The sequence below is a fragment of the Virgibacillus carmonensis genome, assembly GCF_057836705.1.
The window spans coordinates 40,860-62,885 of sequence record NZ_JBYQFJ010000020.1; the positions used below are offsets into that span (position 1 = coordinate 40,860).

Below are 22,026 nucleotides of genomic sequence, written 5' to 3' on the forward strand. Positions count from 1 at the left end.
GAAGTTGTTTGGAGCGGAGGACCGTTGACTCCTGCGGGACCAGCACGAGTCTGAAGACCCCGCAGGAAGTGGTTTTCTTCCGAGGAGGCTGAGGCCGTGCCCGAGGAAAGCAACGGTCCGCAGCGGAAAACAACCCAGCACATACGTCGCAGTCTATCTAAACTACGTGTCTTTCATATAGTACATTTAACTAACCTTTTTAAAACAAGAGGAGCAAATTTTACATATTCTTAGCTTTTACTACTTAATGGACTTTTTCATCTAAACTTTTGGATATATTTTTTAGTAAGTTTTGGGATAAAACCGCTAAACAGTTTTTCTCTCCAGTACAAATCCGCTGTTTGTTGGATCGCTGCTGAGTGGTTGGGGTATGGGTAAATCATCTGCGAAAGATCGCCAATCTTATGGCCCTGTTTCATTGCAAAAATTACAGTTTGCATCCAATCGCCCGCACCTTTACCAATGGCATGTGCTCCTACTATTTTTCCTTTTGTATCTGTGATAATTTTAACAGTTCCATTCGTTGCGTGATCCGCTACAAAGCGATCCACTTCTCCAAGGGGAACTTCATATGTTGAAATAACATCCATATTTTTTTTTGCTTCGCTTTCTGTAAAACCAATATGGAAAATTTCAGGATCTGTATAGATAATCCATGGAATTTGATTATAGTCGATTTTTTTTGGAATACCTAGAACAGCATTTTGTACAACTACTTTCCCCTCTTCTCCAGCCATATGCGTAAATAGAAATTTTCCATTGACGTCTCCTATCGCATAGATGTGGGAAACGTTTGTTTGCAATTTTTCATTCGTTAAAATGAAACCCGATTTGTTTTTCTTAATTCCTGCTTTCTCTAGATGAAGCTGTGAACTATTAGGAATACGTCCAGTGGCTACTAAAATTTCATCGAAAGCCAATTTTGTTATTTCTCCGTACTTTTCAAGAGAAACGATTTTTTCTCCATTCTTCTGTCTGATTTCTTTAGCTTCTGTTTGGAACATAATGTCTAACTCATTTCCTAGTGACTCCAAAGCAATCTTCTGTATACTTTCATCCTCATTGTCTAATAAGGTTCCACTTCTTTCTGCAACTGTCACTTGTGAACCTAATCGTGCCATAGCTTGAGAGAGCTCTAATCCAACTGCTCCGGCACCAATAACGAGTATTCTTTTGGGAAGTATTTCCTGGCTGAAAATATCTTCATTTGTCCAATAACCTACTTCCCTCAGCCCATTAATTGGCGGGACAAACGGACGGGACCCTGTCGCGATAACGATTCTTTTTCCGAATATCTCTTCACCATTGATTTTTACCGTATGGTCAGAGGTAAACCGACCTGGACCTTTATATAAATCAATACCCATGTTGGTGAAGTGCTCGTCACTATCATGCTCCTGAATCGCCTTTATGGACTCCCTGACACGTTGGTTAACAAGTTTTAAACTGACCTCGCCGGCGACTTCCAGACCTAGTCTACTAGCCTGTTCCTTTGCCAAGTAGACTTCCTTCGCGGCCTGAATAAATGCTTTCGAGGGGACACATCCAACATGAAGGCAATCGCCTCCAAGAAAGGTTTCTTTTTCAATTAATGCAACTTTTGCACCTAACGAACTCGCTCCGGATGCAACCGTCAGCCCCCCGGATCCACCTCCAATGATTACAATATCATAGTTCATCATGGTTATTATCTCCCCTTTCTGATAAGATTCGTCTGGCTTCCATCAAACGCTGTATAGCGGTATACATTTCAATGATGAAGAATATGAGCGTAACAATAGTCAAATACGGGGTTAGAATGATCATAAGTGAAAATAGGATGAACCCTTCCGTTCGCTCTGCTAGCCCAGCCTGGTAATAAAATGATTTGATTCCCTGTTTTTCGGTTACAGCACCAACCGTTAAAAAGATGGTCATGGACAATATAATGGACAAACTTAGTAACAAAAGAGCCCATTGTGAATCAGGAAAGGCAAATGCCAATCCGATAATGACACTTATCTCGACAACACGGTCGAACGTTATATCAAGTACTGTTCCCCAATGCGACGGCTTGGTTAAACGAGCCATTGTTCCGTCAACAGCGTCTAGATAACCTGAAAGCCACAGGACGATAACAGCTAAAATCGGCAGTTGAAAATAGGCAAGCACACCAGTTGTTATTCCAATGATAAATGCAATCCATGTTACTTGGTTAGCTGTTAGACCTACCTTTAGTAAAAGCTTGGCTGTATTCTCAATCGTTGGTTGTACATATTTACGTGCGTGTGTATCAAGCATAGTTAGTACCTCACTTTTTTTCTTGCAGATATAAAAATCGTTTAATCCGCTTTCGAAACAAAACAGGAAGGATTACTGTCACCCCGAAAATGAGCAAGGCCAAAATAAATTTCCCCATATTATCTGATACAGGACTTGCTCCCAAAAAGTTATAAGCAAATGTTCCAGGAATAATTCCTATTATGGTAGCACTCATGAAGTGACTCGTTTTAACTTTTGATAAACCCGCACCGTAACTTATTAAATCAAAATGAAACAAGGGAATAAGTCTAAGCAACAAAACCACTGAAAATCCATTATTCTCTAAAGCATTTTGTAGCTTTTCCGTTTTATGTCCCCACTTTTCTTCAATTTTTCTACCTCCCACTTTTCGAGCAAACAAAAAGGAAAGATAAGCACCAATTGATGCTCCTATTATCGTTAAAAGAGTACCATAAATGGGGCCAAAGGTAAGTCCCCCAGCAAAGGATAAAATCGAGGCAGGAAAAAGGACAAAAGGACGTACAGAATAAAGGAAAACATATATGAATGGCGCAATTGCTCCAACAGATAAGATCCAACGTCGTATAGCATCAGGGTCAATATCTAAGACTGTTTGATTTAAATAGAAAAGAAACCCCAATGTAATAAGAAATCCAAGAAGCTTAAGCACCATTTTTGTTGCCATAATATTACCCACACTTTCTTTTAACAATCGTCTACCTCTTACTCAAAATGCAAAAAGACACGTTTCCCCAATTCAAATTTCTTATCTGCTTTAATTGTCAGTATATCCTCCGGTAAGCAAACCACGATGTGATGTGCCCCGTCTTTGTAATATGTTTCGATAACGTCTGCCTCCAATGTTTCTAGTCCCTTACTAGGTCCTGTTTCTGAGATAATAAATTTATTAGCTGGAATGAAGTGATTATTCAGCCAGATTCCAGCTTGCAAAAAAGCAGTTACAAAACGGTTCACAGGTGATTTATAAAGCTCTTCTGAGGTTGAAACCTGCTGAATCAGCCCTTCCCCCATAACAGCAACGCGATCCCCAATGGCCATCGCTTCTTCCAAATCATGCGTAACGAATAAAGTCGTCATTCCTTCGTCGTTTAATAATTGTTTCATCCACCTTCTTGTTCCCTTTCTCAGCTCTGCATCAAGATTTGAAAACGGCTCATCCAAAAGAAGAACTTTTGGCTTTACTATAAGCGAACGAGCCAGGGCAATCCGTTGCTTTTGACCACCGGAAACCTCGTGCGGATAACGTCCTCCAAGGCCTTCTAACCCTACTTTTCCAAGCATGTTTTTACTCATTTCAAGACGTTGTTTCTTTTTTACTTTTGTCATTTTTAAACCAAAGGAAATATTTTCCAATAAATTCATGTGTGGAAATAATAAAGACTCCTGAAACATATAGACAACGGGGCGTTGTTGAGGGGAAATATGCTCGATTGTTTGACGATCTATGATAATACCACCTGAATCAGGTTCAACCAGCCCGGCTATCATCCGTAATAGAGTTGATTTACCAGTTCCAGAAGGCCCAACAATGGAGACAATCTCGCCTTTTTTAACCGTTAATGAAACATTTACAACAAGTTGTTGATTATATTTTTTGGATAACCTTTTTAGATCAATGTAAGTAGAAGTCATGCTATCACCTTATTCGATATGAAATAATTAATCGTAGAAACCCTTCAATTACCAGCCATATAATAACGGGAATAATTGCAAATAAAACGGAAAAACTTGCAATAATCGCATCATCAGCTGACTGAAAAAATGGAAAATATAGTAGTGCTAACGTGATTACACTCCCACCACCTATAAATATCGTCAACAAATATTGACCTAATGAAATCGCGGTGACTAAAAAAACGGCGCTGCGAATACTTGGCATAAGTTGTGGCAAATAGATGGAAAACAATACATTAAAGGCTGGTGCTCCAAGAGAAACGGCTAATTCCTCCTGTTTCTTGCCAATCCTTTCAAACCCGGATCTAAGAATTTTTATCGTATAAGGTAAAGTTGGAAGTAAATGAACAATCACGACACCTGTCCACTGGTTCGCAAGTCCCAATCTGATAAAGATAATATGAATTCCCATTGCTACCGCTAGTGTTGGGATTAATATTGGCGATAAAAGAATCGTTTCCGTTATACTTTTCCCTTTAAACTCATAATGAGCGAGTCCCTTTGCAGCAGGTATCCCGATTAGAAAATTTAGCAGTAAGACAAGAAAACTAATCCCGATTGATGTAAAAGCCGCTTCCCAAAGCTGTGGCTCATGACTCAATAGTACATTCCACGCTCTTGTAGTGAAATTATCTGGCCATATGTCTCCAAACCTCCACCGGCCAGCAAAGCTTGTTACTATAACAAGAGAAGCCGGAATAAGTGTCATCAACGCGATAATTAGAAACCCTACTTTGGAAACCCGTGTCGAATCTACATTTCTGAACCCATCCCCATGTGTCTGATTCAGATGAATCCTACTCTTTCTAGTTAGCATCAATGTAATCCAAATAAATAATAAAATTGTCACTGTCGTTACCATCATTACTGCAAACGCATAGGGCTGCTTTGTCCAATCTGAGCTGAAAAACCAGTCATAACTTAAAACCGAAACCATTTTCGGATATGTAGTGCCAAGCAAAGCCGGAACCTCGTATGCGGTAAATACAAACGCAAAAATGATAAAAAAGGTTTCTAGTAGTACTGGAAATACATATGGCCATTCCACATGCCTGAATACAGACCAGTTCTTTCCACCTAATGTATAAACGAGCTCGCGTGCAGGGTGAGAGAGTTGCTCATACACCGGTAGCAGCATAAGAATAACGAATGGAGTCTCTTTCCAAATGTAGGTCAAAATAATACCTATCCCAAGATCCTCTTTAAACAGAATAGGAAAATCAGTCGGCTCGCTGATTAATCCGAAAAAGCTCAATAAAGAAGATAGATACCCTGTTTGTGTAAATAACAGGAACAACATATAACTCCAAACAAAATGAGGGAATAGCATTGGCAGCCAAGCTATAACCCTTGGAAAAGTTCGCTTTAACAAAGGATATGTTACTCTGACAAGAACAAGGCCAATAACTACAGATGAACATGTCGCAATTAATGTTATCCGAAGACTATATAAAAACGAATCAAGAAATCCACTTTTCTGAAAAATGTCTTGATAAACCCTGAGACTTGGTGATTGATTATAGTTAATACTTTCTAGAAATGAACTTATTACGCCAAAGCCTACCATACAACCGACTACCAGTAATGCAGGCGCAACCATAACATAAGATTTATTTTTCCTGTACCACTTCATTCACCCAATTCTCCTTCAGCCACGTTACATATCTTGCATCTACTTCAGGTGAAAAATGTTTCTTTAACTTTTCAGCTGATAAAACCGAATCCCCTCGTTTAATAGATTCTAGTCTCTGTTGGTCTTTCTCCGATAAGGCAGCCGGATCCAATGACATGTTTTCTCCCCAATAAGTTGGCTCAAGCTTTTTCAATTGAGCATCAGGTGAAAGTAAAAAGTTTATTGCAGTCATAGCACCCCCTTTATTCGGGCTGTTAAATGGTATACTTAAGAAATGCGTATTTCCAATAGATCCAGAATCTAATATAAATGTTTTTGTTGTCTCAGGAAAAATCCCTTTTTCTGTTAAACTTTCTGCGCGCGCCTCATTGTAACCCATCGTCATATATACTTCCCCTTGACTATAAAGGCGATCAAGCTCAGTTAGATCATTCGGATAGGTCTTTCCCTTCCGCCATAAATAAGGTTCGATTTCATTTAAGTATCCCCACATTTTCGCACTGTTTTTTGCAGCAAACTGTTCATCGTACCCTTTTTCTAATATCGTTTGTACATCCCCAACAGATTCATAAAATAACTGACGTAAAAACGCATTTCCAGTAAAGTCCGATGGGTCAGGATAAGTAAATTTGCCTGGATTCTTTTTCATCCACTGTTTTAACTCTTCATATGTTTTAGGCGGGTTTGGTACTTTAGCTTCATTATATTGATAAACAAATTGCACCTTTCCCCATGGTGCTTCCATCCCATCTACAGGTGTTCCGAAGTCGTACTGTACGTCTAATGCCTCAGTATCTACATACTTTTTGACATTTGGTAACTCATTTGAAAAAGGACCGAACAGTAAGTCATTTTTTTTTGCATTTTTGAAGTTTTCACCATTAATCCAAATGATGTCCATATTTCCTTCACCTTGACCAGCTTTCTTTTCATTGTTTAATTTTTTTAGAAATTCCGGTGCATCCATTGGAACACGCTCTAAATTGATTCCAAATTGTTTTTTCAGACGTGGAGCGACCCATTCATCCATATACTGGTTAATTCCTTCGTCACCGCCCCACATGTATATTCTAACTGTTGTTCCCTCTGCGGCTTTTTCTATTTGTGACCAATCTTTGCTCATAATTTCTTTAGTAGCTTGTGTAGAATCAGCTTTGTTCGCACAAGCGCTTACAATGAATAAAAACAATATACTTATAACAATTACCCAAATTCTATTCATCCCACACTCACCTTTGTCGTTATAATGATTTAATTATAATGAACATTTGTAACCAGTTTCTGTAATCCATCTTACACTTATTAATCTTTATTTAAATAGTTTCTTTGTACCCGCTTACCTATTATATACAAGGCCACAAAAGCCATTATAAAAAACAGCAGCCTAATTGGATGTTCCTTTATGTTAACGAGATCGTGACCAACTACGCTGTATAAAATAGTACCTGGAATCATTCCAATCCCAGTCGCAAGAAGAAAGTGACTTGTTTTCATTCGGACAAGCCCTGCTGCATAACTAACAAAATCAAACGATATAACTGGAATTAGACGAGCAATCAAGACAATAAGAAAGCCATGTTTGCCATTTAAATCCTCCAGTTTCCGGTACACTTTCTTTTCCTTCTTACCATTTGCCAATAACTTTGTCCCGAGTAATTTAGCGAGATAAAATGATACGATAGCCCCTAACATGGCACCTATCCAGGAAACTAGAGACCCGAAGTATATCCCAAAAATAATGCCATTAGCTCCAGTAATTAAAAAAGAAGGTAGTGGAGCTAATAACGATTGAAAAACCATTAATAAAATACTAATGATCGGTGATAGAATACCCCACCCTCTTATCCAATCCACCAATGAATTGATATTTCCACTAGATAATAAAACCATTACCGTTTTTAATGAATCAAGAATTGGGGTAAATAAAATAGTTATTATAGTAATTAGAGCAATTAGTAAAAGGATCATTAATTTCTTCAAGTGGACTTCACCTAATTCTATTGGAAATTCATTAATCTAGTACAACATTAATTATATGATAAAGATACCCTGTTCCGCTGTAAGACACATTACATCTTTCTATATCCAACTTCCAATTTCAGATATTCTTTACTTTTCGATATAAAAACACCCCTTTTGATAATCATATCCAAAGGGGGAGAACCTAACATTTTTTATAACCACTGAGGCTTTATTCAAGGCATATTATTGTCTCCGTTTCATATTCATCTACTATTATATCGATATAAAATTATATGATTCTTCTGCTATTTCTTTGTTGGAATTTTTATAACCATTAATGGTGTAGAAATTGCTAAAGAAAGTTCCTTGTTTAATTTTGGCAGCCACATTTGTTCTTTCTTCACTTGTGGAACATAAGCTGCTGCTCTTGGTAACCTTACACTCATGTGCTCACCTAAATGAAAAGCTATATGATCATTCCCACTAAATCTAACTGGTGTGACATCTAAATCAGACCATTCGGGAAATTGTTCATTTATTAATCTTATAACTAAATCGACGTTAATAGTGTGCATTTAATACCTCTTCAAGCTATCATTTATCAATTTCCTAAAAATAATAAAAGCGGCACAAATAGCACCGCTTCTGAATTTATATTATCTATAAGAGTCATGGGTTGGACTAAACAGATCTTCCTCTGTTTTTCTTACAACTGAAAAGTGTTCAACATTATAATGACCATGAAGCGTACTGTTATGATGCTTTATAATTTGTTCTGCACTTAGAACACCATCTTCCGTTGAATGTCCATCACCGACTAGTGTTACATCCAGCCCACTTATTGTCGCCGTCCTGACTGCAGTATCTATACAGTGTTGTGTTTTACAGCCCACAATAACAACGTGTTCAACTTTTTGGGATCGTAAATGATTTAGTAGACCTGTCCCATGGAAGGAGTTTGTTGCAGATTTATCGAAAATCTTTGCTTCCGCGGGTACATTGATTTCACCATGAACTTGGAATCCCGCGCCTTTACCTTTAGCAACATCGAGATCTCTTACAAACACAGCTGGAATATCGGCTTCTTTTGCTTTTTCAATCACTTTATTGATATTCCTGATAAGCTGCTCCTTATTAAAAACAGCACTTTCCTCTTGGTTTCCCTCAATTAATTCTTGTTGAGCATCAATGATTAATAATGTTTGATTCAAATGATTTTCCCCTTTCAAATGTCGGGAAGCGCTATACAGTTTAATTAGTTAGACGTTATCCCCTTTTGTTTGTCATACTATCTATCCCCTAAATCAGGATTGACTACATCAGCGTTTATAATTTTTAGATAATTTAATATTAACACATTTATTTTATTAAAACTCCTTTTAAATTTAAAAATTATTTGGGGATAAACTTATTCCACAAAAATCCCTTTAACAGAACACTCCAATGTTACTTATTAGGTTTTATATTTTATTCTTTTTCCATACATTTATATTCCCAACTACTTTAAATCCAACCGATTCGTAAAGGTTATTGGGAGCTGGATATTCTTCTGGCATAGCAGTGAATACAGTGGCTTTATCTGCACCTAAATCTTTAGCGACATTTAACTCATGTAATAGTAATGCTTTACTAATGCCTCTTCTCCTATAATCGTGGGAACAGGATACTGCTTCGATAGTAACCAATTTGTTCTTTTCATCATATCTTCCACTACATAAAGCTACTACCTTTCTATCCGGACCAATAACTACTAAGTCTAACTCTTTTCTATAGGTTGATGTTTTATAAAAGTTTTGAAAAATATTGTTATTGAATAAAATTCCATAACATAGCTTATAAGCCTTATACACTTCATCATGCTCCCTAAGATTTGGAACTGACTCTATGTAAAATTCTTCAGGCAAATCAATGCGGCTTACTGTATTATTAAAATCAAAGTCCCTTCTAACCCAGTATTCCTCTGACTTGTTATACCCTCTGTTCAATAAGACACTTTCGTAGTCGATGTCTTTGTTATAAACACTCCATTCAACCTCGTTATCAGCATAAAATTCTTCTCCAACTTTAACAACCTCATCAAAGATAAATCTGTAATCTGCCGCTATACAAAAGGTATCCTCTTCAAGTATTCCAACTAATTTATCACCATCAGACCAAAGAAAAACTTTATCTAACGCCTCATCTATGCTCTTAACAGGCTCCTCTAATCCGCATGATAATGCACACTGAAATTCAAATAGAGATAAATTATCATCAAACCTTGTCCCATAAGATTCATAACTTTTCTCTAAGAATGTACATATTCTTTTATAATCATTTTTATCTTTGTATCTTCTATATGTTAAGGCCATTTTTTAAACATCAACTTTCAAAATTTACTTTTATTATCTAAAATCCTCTAAAAAAATAAGAACCCAAACTTTTATAAGTTGGGTTCTTTTGATGTTTGTTTAAGATTATTTTTGTATCTGAAAATTTTTAAGCTTTTTTCCAATATCCTATTCCACCGTAACGCTCTTAGCCAAATTCCGTGGCTTATCAACATCACAGTCACGGTGCAATGCAGCATAATAAGCTAATAGCTGTAATGGAACTACAGATGCAAGTGGTGTTAGTAATTCATGAACGTGTGGTAATACAAATGCATCATCATCTTGTTCAAGACCACGCATGCTTACGACCATTGCGTTTGCGCCACGTGATACTACTTCCTGTACGTTACTGCGAATTGGATAGTTCACGTCTTCTTGTGTTGCAAGCGCGATTACTGGAGTGCCTTCTTCAATCAATGCAATGGTTCCGTGCTTTAATTCGCCGCCAGCAAATCCTTCTGCCTGAATATAGGAGATCTCTTTAAGCTTTAAAGATCCTTCTAAACAAACATAGTAGTCACTGCTGCGACCAATGAAGAACGCATTGCGTGTAGTTGCTAAATAGTTTTTAGCAAGCTCCTCGATTGTTTCTTTCTGGTCTGTCAGAACTTCCATTGCGTTTGCAGCAATCGCAAGCTCCTGCATTGGGTCAAAGTCGAGCGGGAGACCTTTTGCTCTTGCTGAATCGACTGCCAATATTGCAAGTACAGCAATTTGCGCTGTGTATGCTTTGGTTGATGCAACTGCAATTTCTGGTCCTGCATATAAGTTTAATGTGTAATTTGCTTCACGAGAAAGGGTCGATCCTGGCACGTTTGTGATGGTAAGTGCTGGGTATCCCTTTTCTTTAATTCTTACTAATACCGATCTACTGTCTGCTGTCTCACCACTTTGTGAGATAAACACAAACAATGGTTTTTCGGACAGTAATGGCATGTTATAGGAAAATTCACTTGCTACGTGAACTTCAACTGGAATGTTCGCTATTTTTTCAATGAAATGCTTTCCAACTAATCCTGCATGATAACTTGTGCCACATGCAATGATATAAACTCGATCACATGCTTGCATTGCTGCGCGTACATCTTCATCAAGCTTCAGTTCGTTGTTTTCATCTTGATATTCTTTGATGATTCTGCGCATCACAAATGGTTGTTCATCGATTTCCTTCAGCATAAAGTGTGGGTACGTACCTTTTTCGGTATCACTTACATCAATTTGCGCTGTGAAAGGTTTACGAATAACAGCAGTTCCATCAAGCTTTTGAATTTCAACAAAGTTGCGGTTAACAAGGACAACTTCTTTGTCATGAATTTCTAAATACTGGTCAGTCGCCTTTAGTGTTGCCATTGCATCACTTGCGATAACATTGAATCCATCGCCTAAACCAATCAATAATGGGCTCTTATTTTTTGCCACATAGATTGTATCTTGATCCTCACGATCGATTAAACCAAGGGCATATGAACCTTTTAGAAGACTTACGGTTTGGCGAAATGCCTCAGCAGTATCTTCATGTTCTTCAAAAAGCTTCTCCATTAATTGTACGATGACTTCTGTATCTGTTTCACTGACAAAATTAACATCTTGTAAATGACTCTTTTTTAAGTCCTGGTAGTTTTCGATAACTCCATTATGAACGATTGTAAAACGACCTGAAGTGCTTTGGTGTGGATGAGCATTCTCAACACTTGGCACGCCATGGGTTGCCCAGCGTGTGTGGCCAATTCCCATCGTGGCATGTGTTGACGCGTCTACACGATCTTGAAGCGCTGCAATACGTCCTTTCACTTTAAAAATACTCATTCCGGCGTCGTTTAAAACAGCAATTCCAGCGGAGTCATAGCCGCGATATTCCAATTTTTCAAGTCCATTTAATAAAATTTCCTTTGTATCGTTTTGTCCGATATAGCCTACAATTCCACACATAATGTGTATCCTCCTTGTACGGAAGGGGCAGACAAACGGCCTGTATATATAGCATAACGGGGCGTTTTACTGCCCCTTTCTCGTGGTTGTTTAATTGGTTTCATCTTGCCTTATTCAATTGGCCAACAAGTTGCCTCATTGTTTTATGAATAAAGTATCACGATTGAGATGTGCAATCGGGAGGTATCCGCCGAAAAAATCGATAATCCTCCTCCTCGTCAACTATTCATTGTTAAGTCGTCTCTGTGAATAGTTCAGGCGCTTTTGGTGCTGTTATACCTTACGATGCTCCTTTCTATTTTTGACTAAATGGTTCCATGTGACTATTTTCATCCAATCACAATACACTATATTCTAACCGATAATCAATTGTTTGGTCAATGGTTATTTAGTGGATGGTGTTATAAGTGTATGTTGGTTCAAAAAATATGTTAAGGTCAATTGTTATTTTAACTTTTGTTTCAAAAATGTAAAGAGATAAAAGGCAGGTTTACCAAAAAATGGTCAACCTGCTCTTACTAGTTATCCTCGATGCTTCTCCAAAAAATCAATCATTCGTGTATAAGTATTGATTTCATTTTCTTTTTTCCTAAATCCATGTCCTTCATCCTCAAGCACCATGTATTCCACTTCACGACCTTTTTCTTGAAGCTTAGCCACGATTTGATCTGATTCTGCTTTTACAACACGAGGATCCTTAGCACCTTGAATCACGAGCATAGGCTTTGTCATGGTATCCAAATAAGTTACTGGTGAATCCCGTACAAAACGTTCTTTGTCGCGTTCAGGATCACCAACCCATCGCTCCATTATTGGTTTCCAATGTGGAGGAACGGAATTTACGAACGTGAATAAATCGGATGGTCCAAAAATGTCGATGCACGCTTTGAAGTATTCTGGATGACGACCATGAAGCAATAGTGTCATATATCCACCATAACTACCACCAACAAGGAATAGTTTATCTCGATCCGTAATACCTTTTTCAAACAGCCATTCAATTCCTGCTACACAATCGAGTCGTGGTCCCTCCCCCCAGTCTTTCTCCACCATTTTTACGAACGATGAACCATAGCCAGTACTACCTCGGAAGTTCGGAGCAAAAACACTGTATCCGCGGTTTAAGAAGCATTGGAACATAGAACGAAACGTTTTTCGTTCTGCAGCTTGCGGTCCACCATGAGGCCAGAAAATGGTATGCCCATTATCAAGATCTGGACTCGCTTTAAATAATAATGCCTCAATTTCCATGTCATCAAATGACGGATAGGTTACTACGTCCGGCTCAATCATTTCTTTTTCGCTAACACCTAATACTGTGTTATTCGTTAGCCGTTTCCATTCCAAACTGTCATTCAATTGATAAATATTAGGCGGAACTGTAGCACTTATACCAAGTGCATACAGGGAACCAGATATTGCAACATGAAGTTGATTAATGACATCAACTGGCAGGCTTAATTTTTCTACATGGTCTTTTGTTAAATCATATCGATACAGATTATCCTGCACTCCATTTTCAGCAAGGATATAAAGTGTTTGCTGTTCTTTATTAAACTTCAACGTTTTTACGCTTTCATTGTCGAGTGTTACAACAGATGAAAATTGCTTTGTCGTTAGATTGAATTTTGCTACATAGCTATATTCACTATCATAGTCAGTAGCAAAATAGACGGTAGAATCATCCACAAAAATAGAATCAAATGTTACATGAATTTTTTCCGGATCTGGTGTTAGGCTATACTCCCGCCCCTCATCTTTAACAAATCCTGTCACATACGTATTGGCAAACGAAACATGGTATACAAATGCTTTTTCATTATCTGACACAGCTGCTAGTTCTGTAAGGCCGTCTTTTCCTTTATGAATAATCTTGTCAGAATCATCCTTCAGATTGCGCACGCGGGTATTTAAAAAGGATCCATTGCCTTCAGATGTCATGTAATAAATACGTGTTCCATCATCACTTAGATGTGCAAGGAAAAATTTGTCCTCGGCACTTCCGGTTATAAGTGGTAATGGCAATCCACCCTTTGCAGGCAATGCATATATTTGGTGGTTCTCATCACCATCCTGGTCAAACCCTGATAGTACATAGCGGTTATTAGCATCAATTTGAATGAAGCTACTCAACTGTTCCTGATGCGCAAAGAGATACGGAAATGTATCTGGTAAATCCATTGCCCACAAATTCATTTTGCCATTTAGGTTTGCATTAAAAATGAGACGCTGTTCATCCTTACTTACTGCAAAATTAGTGATTGCGTAAGTACGAAAAAACTGCTCTACGGTTGGTTTCGGAAATGGTATCATCATAGTCCCCCTGATTTGTATTCTATGAAAGTTCTAAGATGTTTGAATTATTACTTATTAGTATAGCTTATTTTTATTCATTTCGATAGAGTATATGTCACCAGACAACTTTTTCCCGACATCAAAATTATACCAATTTCCCATCCTTAATCGTGATGACACGGTCACATAAATGCAGGATACGCTCATCATGTGTCACCATGATTCCGGATTTATTACGAGTTTTAATTTCATTCGCCAGCATTTTAACTACTTCTAATCCACGTTTCGAGTCTAAGCTTGCTGTAGGTTCATCCGCAAAGATAATACTCGGATCATTCATAAGCGCACGAGCTATAGCAACTCGTTGTCTTTGCCCACCTGAAAGCTCATTTGGAAAATGATCAAGTCGCTCAGAAAGCCCAAAATGTTCAAGTAAATCCTTCGTCCGTTTTTCCGTTGCCTTTTTACTAAGACCACCTAGTTTACCGATTAACCCTAGCTGATCTTTAATTTTTAAATAAGGAATAAGATTTGCTGATTGAAAAATAAATCCTAGCTTATCAAGACGCAATTGTGTAACTTTTTTCGCTGATAAGGATGATAGATCATTATCAGCTATACGTATCTGCCCACTAGTCGGTGTGAGCAATGCTCCGGCAAGTGATAGCAACGTACTTTTCCCTGAACCCGATGGACCCACAATCGCTACGAATTCCCCCTCTTCAATCCCGAATGAAGCCTGGTCAATTGCTTTAAATTCTTTAGGTCCGTCATGATAGATCTTCGTGACATTGTCCATTTCTAGTGTTTTCATTAATTAGCCCCTCCTTCAATTGCCTGGATTGGATCAACCTTTACAATTTGAATGAGCGATAATAATGATCCAAGAACCGTAACAACTAGCAATACGGTAGAAAATTGCAGCATGTTCGTGATATTCAACAGGAATGGTAAATCATTTGGAAACATTGTTTCAGCAGCGTATGTTAAACCCATAGCAATACCAATACAAATCACTGACATTAACACCACCTGTGAAATCACATTTCGAATTAAATACGATGTTTTTGTTCCAAGTGCTTTCAATACGCCAAATTGATCAGTTTTTTGTAATGTTAATACATAGAAAAACACAGCTAATACAAACGTGCCAATTACAAACAAGAAAATAATCATCATAGTAAGAGAGGATTGTTCTTGTGAGTATCCTGGAATCCCTTTTAATAGTTCATCCTTTGTCAAAATATCAAAGTCACTAGAGAGCTCATTCTTTACCAAATCAATCTTACCCTTTTCCACTTGAAGTGCAACTGCACTAATTTTCCCATTAGATGCTCCTAGTGCACCACTTCCTATATATGCGACTGGTGTGTGACTAAACCGTGACTTTTCAGTAAATCCAACTACCGTAAAGATTTGATCAGAACCATCTAATTGCAGGTCATCGCCAAGCTGTACACCTTCCTGTTTCATAGAATCGTCCAAAATTAACTCTGCTTCACCAGAGGCCGAAAACGTCTCCCCGCTACTTACCTCAGGAATTAACATGCTATCTTTATCGGTCGTAAATAATGCAACATCTACTTTCTTATCCGAGCCTTCTTTAGTTGCACTCGTCATGTTTACTGAAAGTGCTACGGCCGCTTCAACACCTTCTGTTCCTTGAATGGTTTCCAATTTACTTGCGGGGAACAGCGAACGGGTAACCTTATGTTCAACGTCCTTTTCTAAAACGATGTAATCCGTTTGTAAATTTTGAACTGCAGAAGCATTATCTGAGGATAGACCATTTGCCAATCCCGAGATGATAAAAATCAACATAGCGATTAGCACCATAATGACGCCGATTAATATATACCTAAACTTTGCATGAATTAATTCTCTTATCGCTAAAAACATAAAAATCGTTCCCTCCTAATCTCACATTACTTATAGCTTACATAAGTAATGTGAATAGAAGATGAACGATTGATTACTTTTTTGGTAGGAAGACATGAAAGGTTGAACCTTTGCCCATTTCGCTTTCTACCTCTATGGTTCCTTGATGAATTTCGATTATTTTCTTCACAATCGCAAGACCAAGACCAGTACTTGCTTCACTTCTTGTTCTCGCTTTATCCCCTTTGTAAAAACGATCAAAAATCTGCGCTACATCCGTCTCCGTCATTCCGATGCCAGTGTCACAGATAGATGCATGCAAACCGCTTTTATCCTCTTTCGTTGTAATGGATATAGCCCCCCCATTATTTGTATAGCGGATCGCATTTGTCATTAAGTTCATCCAGATTTGTTGGATTAAATCGGTTGAACCTATAATTTCACCTGCCTGTAAATGTAAAGCGATACTTAGGTTTTTCTCCTGCCATTGCCACTCTGTCGTTGATACAACATCTCTAATTTGATCATCGATAGAAACTGGAAATGCCATGTTACCACTGTCATCGTGATCAAGCATCGATAAGGTAAGTAACTGTTTTCCTAACATGGATAAACGTTTACTTTCTTTTTCAATAATAGTTAGATAGTGACGTCGCTCATCTGCTGTCATTTCTTCATCTCTAACCAATTCAGTGAAGCCTTGTATCGAAGTCAACGGTGACTGAATTTCGTGGGAAACATTGGAAACAAATTCTTGTCGTTTCGCTTCCGTTTGCTTTAGGCTATTACTCATCTTAGAAAAATCCTGTGCCAGCCGGCCAATTTCATCCTTACGATTAACATTCAATTTTACATGGTAGTTCCCAGCAGCGATCTTTTTTGTTGCACCGGTTAACCGTTTAATTGGTTTTACAATATAGCTTGTACTAATTAATACTAATAAAAATGAAAAGATTAGTGCCAAAGTAAGCAAAACTGCAAGAAAAAATCGCATTTCACCAAATTGCTGTGCAGTATTTGGTCGTACAAATAAAGCATAATTTTCCCCGTTAACTTCCATAGGAACACCAATTGTATTTTTCAATTCATTATCAAAAAATCCCGTCACAAAGGGTCTCCATGGATACTGCTCAACCCCATGATAGACCTCGCCCTCCAATACACGTTCAATGCTAATCGAATCTAAATTATTTTTCCGAAAGGATTCCCCATAAACCTGTCCATCTCGATCCTCGTCCACTAAATAAAATTTATAGCCTAGATCGGCCATTTCTTTTAGATAGGTTGCAATACCTTGTTTGTTAGTCGTTTTATAAATATCTACAATGTTTTCACTGATATGTGTGACTTTCGCATCATTCTTTGGTTTTAAATAATGCTGATAATAAATATTCGATGCGAAGAAGGCAATAATAGAACTCGCAATCATAATTAACATTGTCACGACGATTATGCGTACATAAAGGGTTCGCATAGTTATTCCTCCAAACATGCTTCGTTTTGTTGCACACTAAACTATATTTAGGAACAAATTGTTACACTTGCTCAAGCTTATAGCCAACCCCACGTATTGTTTTAATAACAAAATCATGATTATTTTCAGAAAAACGCTCTCGCAAGCGTTTAATATGTACGTCAACCGTCCGATCATTACCAGTAAAGTCGTTTCCCCAAACTAACTCAATTAATCGGCCCCTTGTGAAAATTTGATTTGGATAGTTAGCTAGCTGTACAAGTAACTCAAACTCTTTTAATGGCAAAATAACCGTTTTACCATTAATCCTCACTTCATAGCTTTTTCGATCGATGATTGTTTTTCCTAGATGAATGATTTGCTCATTCATTAATTGGAACCTTCTAAGCAAGGCTTTGATCCGGAATAAAACTTCCTTCGGCTCAAAAGGCTTTACGATGTAATCATCTGTTCCAGCTGTGAAAGCTTTCTCCTTATCAATCAGCTCACCCTTGGCTGTTAACATAACGACTGGAATATCATAATATGAACGAATTTCTTTACAAAGTTCATAACCATTCACTTGTGGCATCATAATGTCTACCACGGCAAGATGAATGTTCTGTATTTCTAAAAGTTCTAATGCGGCTTGTCCGTCCCCGGCTTCAACTGTGCGATAGCCTTCTTTTTGCAAATAAAAGCGAAGCAATTCTCTGATATGTGGATCATCATCAACAAGTAAGATAGAAATCATTTAGATAATCACTCCCGGGCATATTTGACTTAATAATATCATAGTATAGATTGTGGGGTGTAAGAACGTTAGGCTCGGACTTTATATCTGGCTGCAACCGATCGTACCTCCTCCGCGACAGACTGTAATCCATAAATGATGACAATAAAAAAACTGCCCCCACTAGGAGAGCAGTATTCAACACGGATTATTTCATTCCTAATAATTCATCAATTGCAGCAACAACGCGGTCTGCATACCGTTCACAATCCGCTTTTGTTGGTGCTTCAACCATCACGCGGACTAGTGGTTCAGTACCTGATGGACGGACAAGCACACGTCCCTCACCAGCCATTTCTCTCTCCACTTCATCAATCGCTTCGGTAATTTTAGGGTTGGTTAATGCATTTTTCTTATCAGTAACCTTTACATTCTTCAGTACTTGAGGGAAGATTTCCATTTCAGCCGCTAATTCTGATAAAGGTCTTCCAGTTTCCTTCAACACATTTACGAGCTGTAATGCAGTAAGAAGACCATCACCAGTTGTAATGTAATCTAGGAAAATAATATGTCCAGATTGTTCTCCACCGAGGTTGTATCCACCTTTACGCATTTCTTCCATTACATAGCGGTCACCAACTGCTGTTTTATCGCTACGCATGCCATTGTCTTCCAGTGCTTTATAAAAACCCAAATTACTCATGACCGTTGATACCACAGTATTGTGGTGTAAGTGGCCTTTTTCATTCATATGTTTACCGCAAATATACATAATCTGATCGCCATCTACCAATTGTCCTTTTTCATCCACAGCAATTAAACGGTCACCATCACCATCAAAAGCAAGACCAATGTCAGCACCTTTTTCAAAGACGAACGACTGCAGAGTTTCTGGGTGGGTGGAACCTACTCCATCATTTATATTTAAGCCATCTGGAGAGCTTCCAATTGTATAAATATCGGCTTCAAGATCAGCAAATAAATGCGATGCTAGGCTAGAAGTTGACCCATTTGCACAGTCTAATGCAATCTGCATACCTTCGAATTCATTGTCTACTGATCCTTTTAAGAAGGAGATATACTTCTGTCCACCTTCAAAATAATCACTTACCTGTCCAACCTCTTCACCGACTGGTCGAGGAAGTAGATCTTCACTATCCATTAAAGTCTCGATTTCTTCCTCTTGATCATCGGTTAATTTAAATCCGTCTGGACCGAAAAACTTAATACCGTTATCTTCTACCGGATTGTGTGAAGCTGAAATCATAACACCCGCTTCTGCTTTTGTTGCTTTCGTCAAATAAGCAACACCCGGTGTGGAAATAACACCAAGGCGCATTACTTCAGCACCTATTGATAATAGACCAGCAACTAATGCACCTTCTAGCATAGGCCCAGAAATCCGTGTATCTCGACCAATCAATACCTTAGGTTTCCTTATGTCTTTTGTTAAAACAAATCCACCACAACGTCCGAGTTTAAATGCTAGCTCGGGTGTGAGTTCTTCGTTTGCTATTCCTCTGACACCATCTGTACCAAAATATTTACCCATGCAATACCTCTCCTTTTGTTCCCAAACTATCCGTGTATGGTTGCTAAGATTATTACAACGTATGAATTTTTAACTATTCATGGAACAACTTTACGTAATTTCAATTGTCACTTGCTCCATTTCAGCTTTAACTGTAATATTTTCTGGTCCTTTTATGATTACGGGTACCTGATGTTCTCCTTCTTCAAGTCCCTCAACATCAATAAATAATTGAACATCTTCTGCTGTTAATTCACTTAAATTTTTTTCCGCCCCCGCTACAACCACACTCATCGCGGCATCGGCTGGCGTTGAAAACAATATATCTTGTCCATCACCAAGATTTTCTACATCAATTGCGACATCATCTATTGTTCTAGTCCGTTCTAATTCTACTTTCACTTCAACTACTTCGGTGTTTGGAACGCTTGTACCATCTGGTAATGCCAGTTTTGCTTCAATTGTTTGTGATTCCGTTATATCTGACAAATTAATTTCTTCAGTTGTCACTTTATCGATGCCTTCTAAAATGGAAGTTGTTGCAAAAATTTCAATCTCATCAACATTTGCTTTAATTGATGAAAGTAAATATTCTTTAGGCAATTCACCTGTTGTCGGAACCGCTACTGGAACCATTTTACTTGGGTTCAAGAGTTCAGCTGAGACCACTACCCTCTCAGGTTCAATGTTCACATTTAATTCATTTCCCTGGCTATCGTAGACATTTACTGGTACTTCCCGACTTTCGATTGATTCATCAATGCCAGTTACATCTACAAAGACCTTTACTATACCTATTTGATCGATGAGTTTTTTTGAGCTAGTAATGGTGACAGATTTAGGTTCAACTTCTGAAGATCCTATTTCAAAGCCTTCAGCAAGTTCTTCTGTATTTAAAAAATCTACATTAACACTAAACTCTTCTGATGCCCGCTCTTCAATGACGACATCGATTTCTTTCGGTTCAATATAAACCTCTAAATTACTTGGCACATTGGAATATTCAAGATCCACTGTATGTTCGCCCGCACCTAAATCTTCCAAGTCGACATACACATCAAAGTTTTGTTGGCGAACAGCCGGGACCAATACACCTGGACTCCCTTGAAGTTGAATATTTGCATACTCAGGCACACCACTAACAACATACTTTTCCTCATCAATTTGAATATCAACTGGAAAATTTTCAATCGTTTCCAGATTATCAGACCCATCTGGAATTCTGGAATCGTTTTCCGATTGATTATCATACAAAGTCAAAGACACGAATACGTACAGCAAAATTGCAAATGCAAGAGAGATAATGCGGACAAACCATTTACTTTTAAACCAATTATCCATTCTTTTTCCCCCTCCATTTCCATGACTTTGATTCAGGGGTTTTTATCGATAATGATAAATTTTCTTTTAAAAGCTCTCGTAGTGCATTTAAATCTAAATTACGGTGCAGCTCACCATTTTTTGTACAGGATACATTACCGGTTTCTTCGGATACAATAATCGTAAGCGCGTCTGTTACTTCACTAATACCCATTGCAGCACGGTGCCTCGTGCCAAGTTCCTTCGAAATAAAAGGACTTTCTGATAACGGCAAATAACAAGCAGCAGCAACTATTTCTTCACCACGCATAATCACTGCGCCATCATGGAGTGGTGTATTTGGTGTAAAAATATTGGTTAATAATTGATGCGTTAGCTTTCCATTAATAGGAATTCCTGTTTCGGCATAATCACCAATTCCTGTTTCACGTTCTATCGTGATTAGTGCACCAATACGGCGTTTTGCCATATACCCGCAAGAATGTATAAAAGCTTCTATCGTTTGTTCTAAAATTTCCTCTTCGGATTTTGTATTTCTGGAGAAAATATTACCTCTACCAAGCTGCTCTAATGCACGTCTTAACTCGGGTTGAAATAGTATAATGATAACGACAAATCCCCATCTTATTGCATAATCTGTTAGCCATTGAATGGTTTGCAAATTAAAAACAAGACTGATGATCCATACGATTAATATAACCAAAATCCCTTTAAGTAGTTGAATTGCCTTTGTACCACGAATTAGCATAATTAATTTATATAATATGTACCAAACGACAGCTATATCTACGCCGATACGTAAGAGGTCAAATACATCAAATCCCCCATCAAGCATGTTTACACATCCTTCTATCCATAGGTTCTCATTCTATCTAATAATGTAACGGTTATTATTATATCATATTCTACCGTCAAACATGCTATCAATAAGGATTTTATTTACACTAAAGGATTGATGTTTCA

General features: G+C 37.9%; 19 protein-coding genes. All 19 read right to left on the reverse strand.

Annotated features, from left to right (window positions below; all coding sequences use genetic code 11):
- Positions 1-257 precede the first annotated feature (257 nt).
- Positions 258-1,682 (reverse strand): dihydrolipoyl dehydrogenase family protein, encoded by a 1,425-nt coding sequence (locus AC3G7N_RS14805; protein WP_489422944.1) that lies wholly within the window; start codon positions 1,680-1,682, stop codon positions 258-260.
- On the reverse strand, positions 1,669-2,280 hold the full coding sequence (locus AC3G7N_RS14810) for a CDP-alcohol phosphatidyltransferase family protein (RefSeq protein WP_489422945.1): 612 nt from the start codon (positions 2,278-2,280) through the stop codon (positions 1,669-1,671). Before AC3G7N_RS14810 ends, AC3G7N_RS14805 begins: the two co-directional genes overlap by 14 nt.
- Before the next feature lie 10 nt (positions 2,281-2,290).
- Positions 2,291-2,974, reverse strand: coding sequence for a TVP38/TMEM64 family protein (locus AC3G7N_RS14815; protein WP_489422946.1), 684 nt, complete (start codon positions 2,972-2,974; stop codon positions 2,291-2,293).
- Between the two features lie 11 nt (positions 2,975-2,985).
- Positions 2,986-3,915, reverse strand: a complete 930-nt coding sequence (locus AC3G7N_RS14820) for an ABC transporter ATP-binding protein (protein ID WP_489422947.1) — start codon at positions 3,913-3,915, stop codon at positions 2,986-2,988.
- Between the two features lie 4 nt (positions 3,916-3,919).
- Positions 3,920-5,590, reverse strand: coding sequence for an ABC transporter permease subunit (locus AC3G7N_RS14825; protein WP_489422948.1), 1,671 nt, complete (start codon positions 5,588-5,590; stop codon positions 3,920-3,922).
- Positions 5,568-6,812: an ABC transporter substrate-binding protein gene (locus AC3G7N_RS14830; protein ID WP_489422949.1), complete on the reverse strand. Its 1,245-nt coding sequence runs from the start codon at positions 6,810-6,812 to the stop codon at positions 5,568-5,570. The genes AC3G7N_RS14825 and AC3G7N_RS14830 overlap by 23 nt, the downstream gene beginning before the upstream one ends.
- Before the next feature lie 80 nt (positions 6,813-6,892).
- Positions 6,893-7,570: a TVP38/TMEM64 family protein gene (locus AC3G7N_RS14835; protein ID WP_489422950.1), complete on the reverse strand. Its 678-nt coding sequence runs from the start codon at positions 7,568-7,570 to the stop codon at positions 6,893-6,895.
- A 287-nt stretch (positions 7,571-7,857) separates the two neighbouring features.
- Positions 7,858-8,127, reverse strand: coding sequence for a protein kinase family protein (locus AC3G7N_RS14840; RefSeq protein WP_489422951.1), 270 nt, complete (start codon positions 8,125-8,127; stop codon positions 7,858-7,860).
- Positions 8,128-8,208: 81 nt separating this feature from the next.
- Positions 8,209-8,763: a cysteine hydrolase family protein gene (locus AC3G7N_RS14845; RefSeq protein WP_489422952.1), complete on the reverse strand. Its 555-nt coding sequence runs from the start codon at positions 8,761-8,763 to the stop codon at positions 8,209-8,211.
- Positions 8,764-9,012: 249 nt separating this feature from the next.
- Positions 9,013-9,903: a GNAT family N-acetyltransferase gene (locus AC3G7N_RS14850; RefSeq protein WP_489422953.1), complete on the reverse strand. Its 891-nt coding sequence runs from the start codon at positions 9,901-9,903 to the stop codon at positions 9,013-9,015.
- Between the two features lie 147 nt (positions 9,904-10,050).
- Positions 10,051-11,853: a glutamine--fructose-6-phosphate transaminase (isomerizing) gene (glmS, locus tag AC3G7N_RS14855; protein ID WP_489422954.1), complete on the reverse strand. Its 1,803-nt coding sequence runs from the start codon at positions 11,851-11,853 to the stop codon at positions 10,051-10,053.
- 522 nt (positions 11,854-12,375) lie between these two features.
- The gene (locus tag AC3G7N_RS14860; protein WP_489422955.1) at positions 12,376-14,166 is read right to left on the reverse strand and encodes a S9 family peptidase; all 1,791 of its coding nucleotides are present in this window, start codon (positions 14,164-14,166) and stop codon (positions 12,376-12,378) included.
- 127 nt (positions 14,167-14,293) lie between these two features.
- Positions 14,294-14,962 carry an ABC transporter ATP-binding protein gene (locus AC3G7N_RS14865; protein ID WP_489422956.1) on the reverse strand — a complete coding sequence of 223 codons (669 nt, stop codon included), beginning with the start codon at positions 14,960-14,962 and terminating at the stop codon, positions 14,294-14,296.
- Positions 14,962-16,047: an ABC transporter permease gene (locus AC3G7N_RS14870; RefSeq protein WP_489422957.1), complete on the reverse strand. Its 1,086-nt coding sequence runs from the start codon at positions 16,045-16,047 to the stop codon at positions 14,962-14,964. Before AC3G7N_RS14870 ends, AC3G7N_RS14865 begins: the two co-directional genes overlap by 1 nt.
- A 73-nt stretch (positions 16,048-16,120) precedes the next feature.
- Positions 16,121-17,500: a sensor histidine kinase gene (locus tag AC3G7N_RS14875; RefSeq protein ID WP_489422958.1), complete on the reverse strand. Its 1,380-nt coding sequence runs from the start codon at positions 17,498-17,500 to the stop codon at positions 16,121-16,123.
- 61 nt (positions 17,501-17,561) lie between these two features.
- Positions 17,562-18,233 (reverse strand): response regulator transcription factor, encoded by a 672-nt coding sequence (locus AC3G7N_RS14880; RefSeq protein WP_489422959.1) that lies wholly within the window; start codon positions 18,231-18,233, stop codon positions 17,562-17,564.
- 187 nt (positions 18,234-18,420) lie between these two features.
- Positions 18,421-19,764, reverse strand: coding sequence for a phosphoglucosamine mutase (gene glmM, locus AC3G7N_RS14885; RefSeq protein WP_489422960.1), 1,344 nt, complete (start codon positions 19,762-19,764; stop codon positions 18,421-18,423).
- A gap of 90 nt (positions 19,765-19,854) precedes the next feature.
- Positions 19,855-21,084, reverse strand: coding sequence for a CdaR family protein (locus AC3G7N_RS14890; RefSeq protein WP_489422961.1), 1,230 nt, complete (start codon positions 21,082-21,084; stop codon positions 19,855-19,857).
- The gene (gene cdaA / locus AC3G7N_RS14895; RefSeq protein ID WP_489422962.1) at positions 21,077-21,898 is read right to left on the reverse strand and encodes a diadenylate cyclase CdaA; all 822 of its coding nucleotides are present in this window, start codon (positions 21,896-21,898) and stop codon (positions 21,077-21,079) included. The genes AC3G7N_RS14890 and cdaA overlap by 8 nt, the downstream gene beginning before the upstream one ends.
- Between the last annotated feature and the right edge of the window lie 128 nt (positions 21,899-22,026).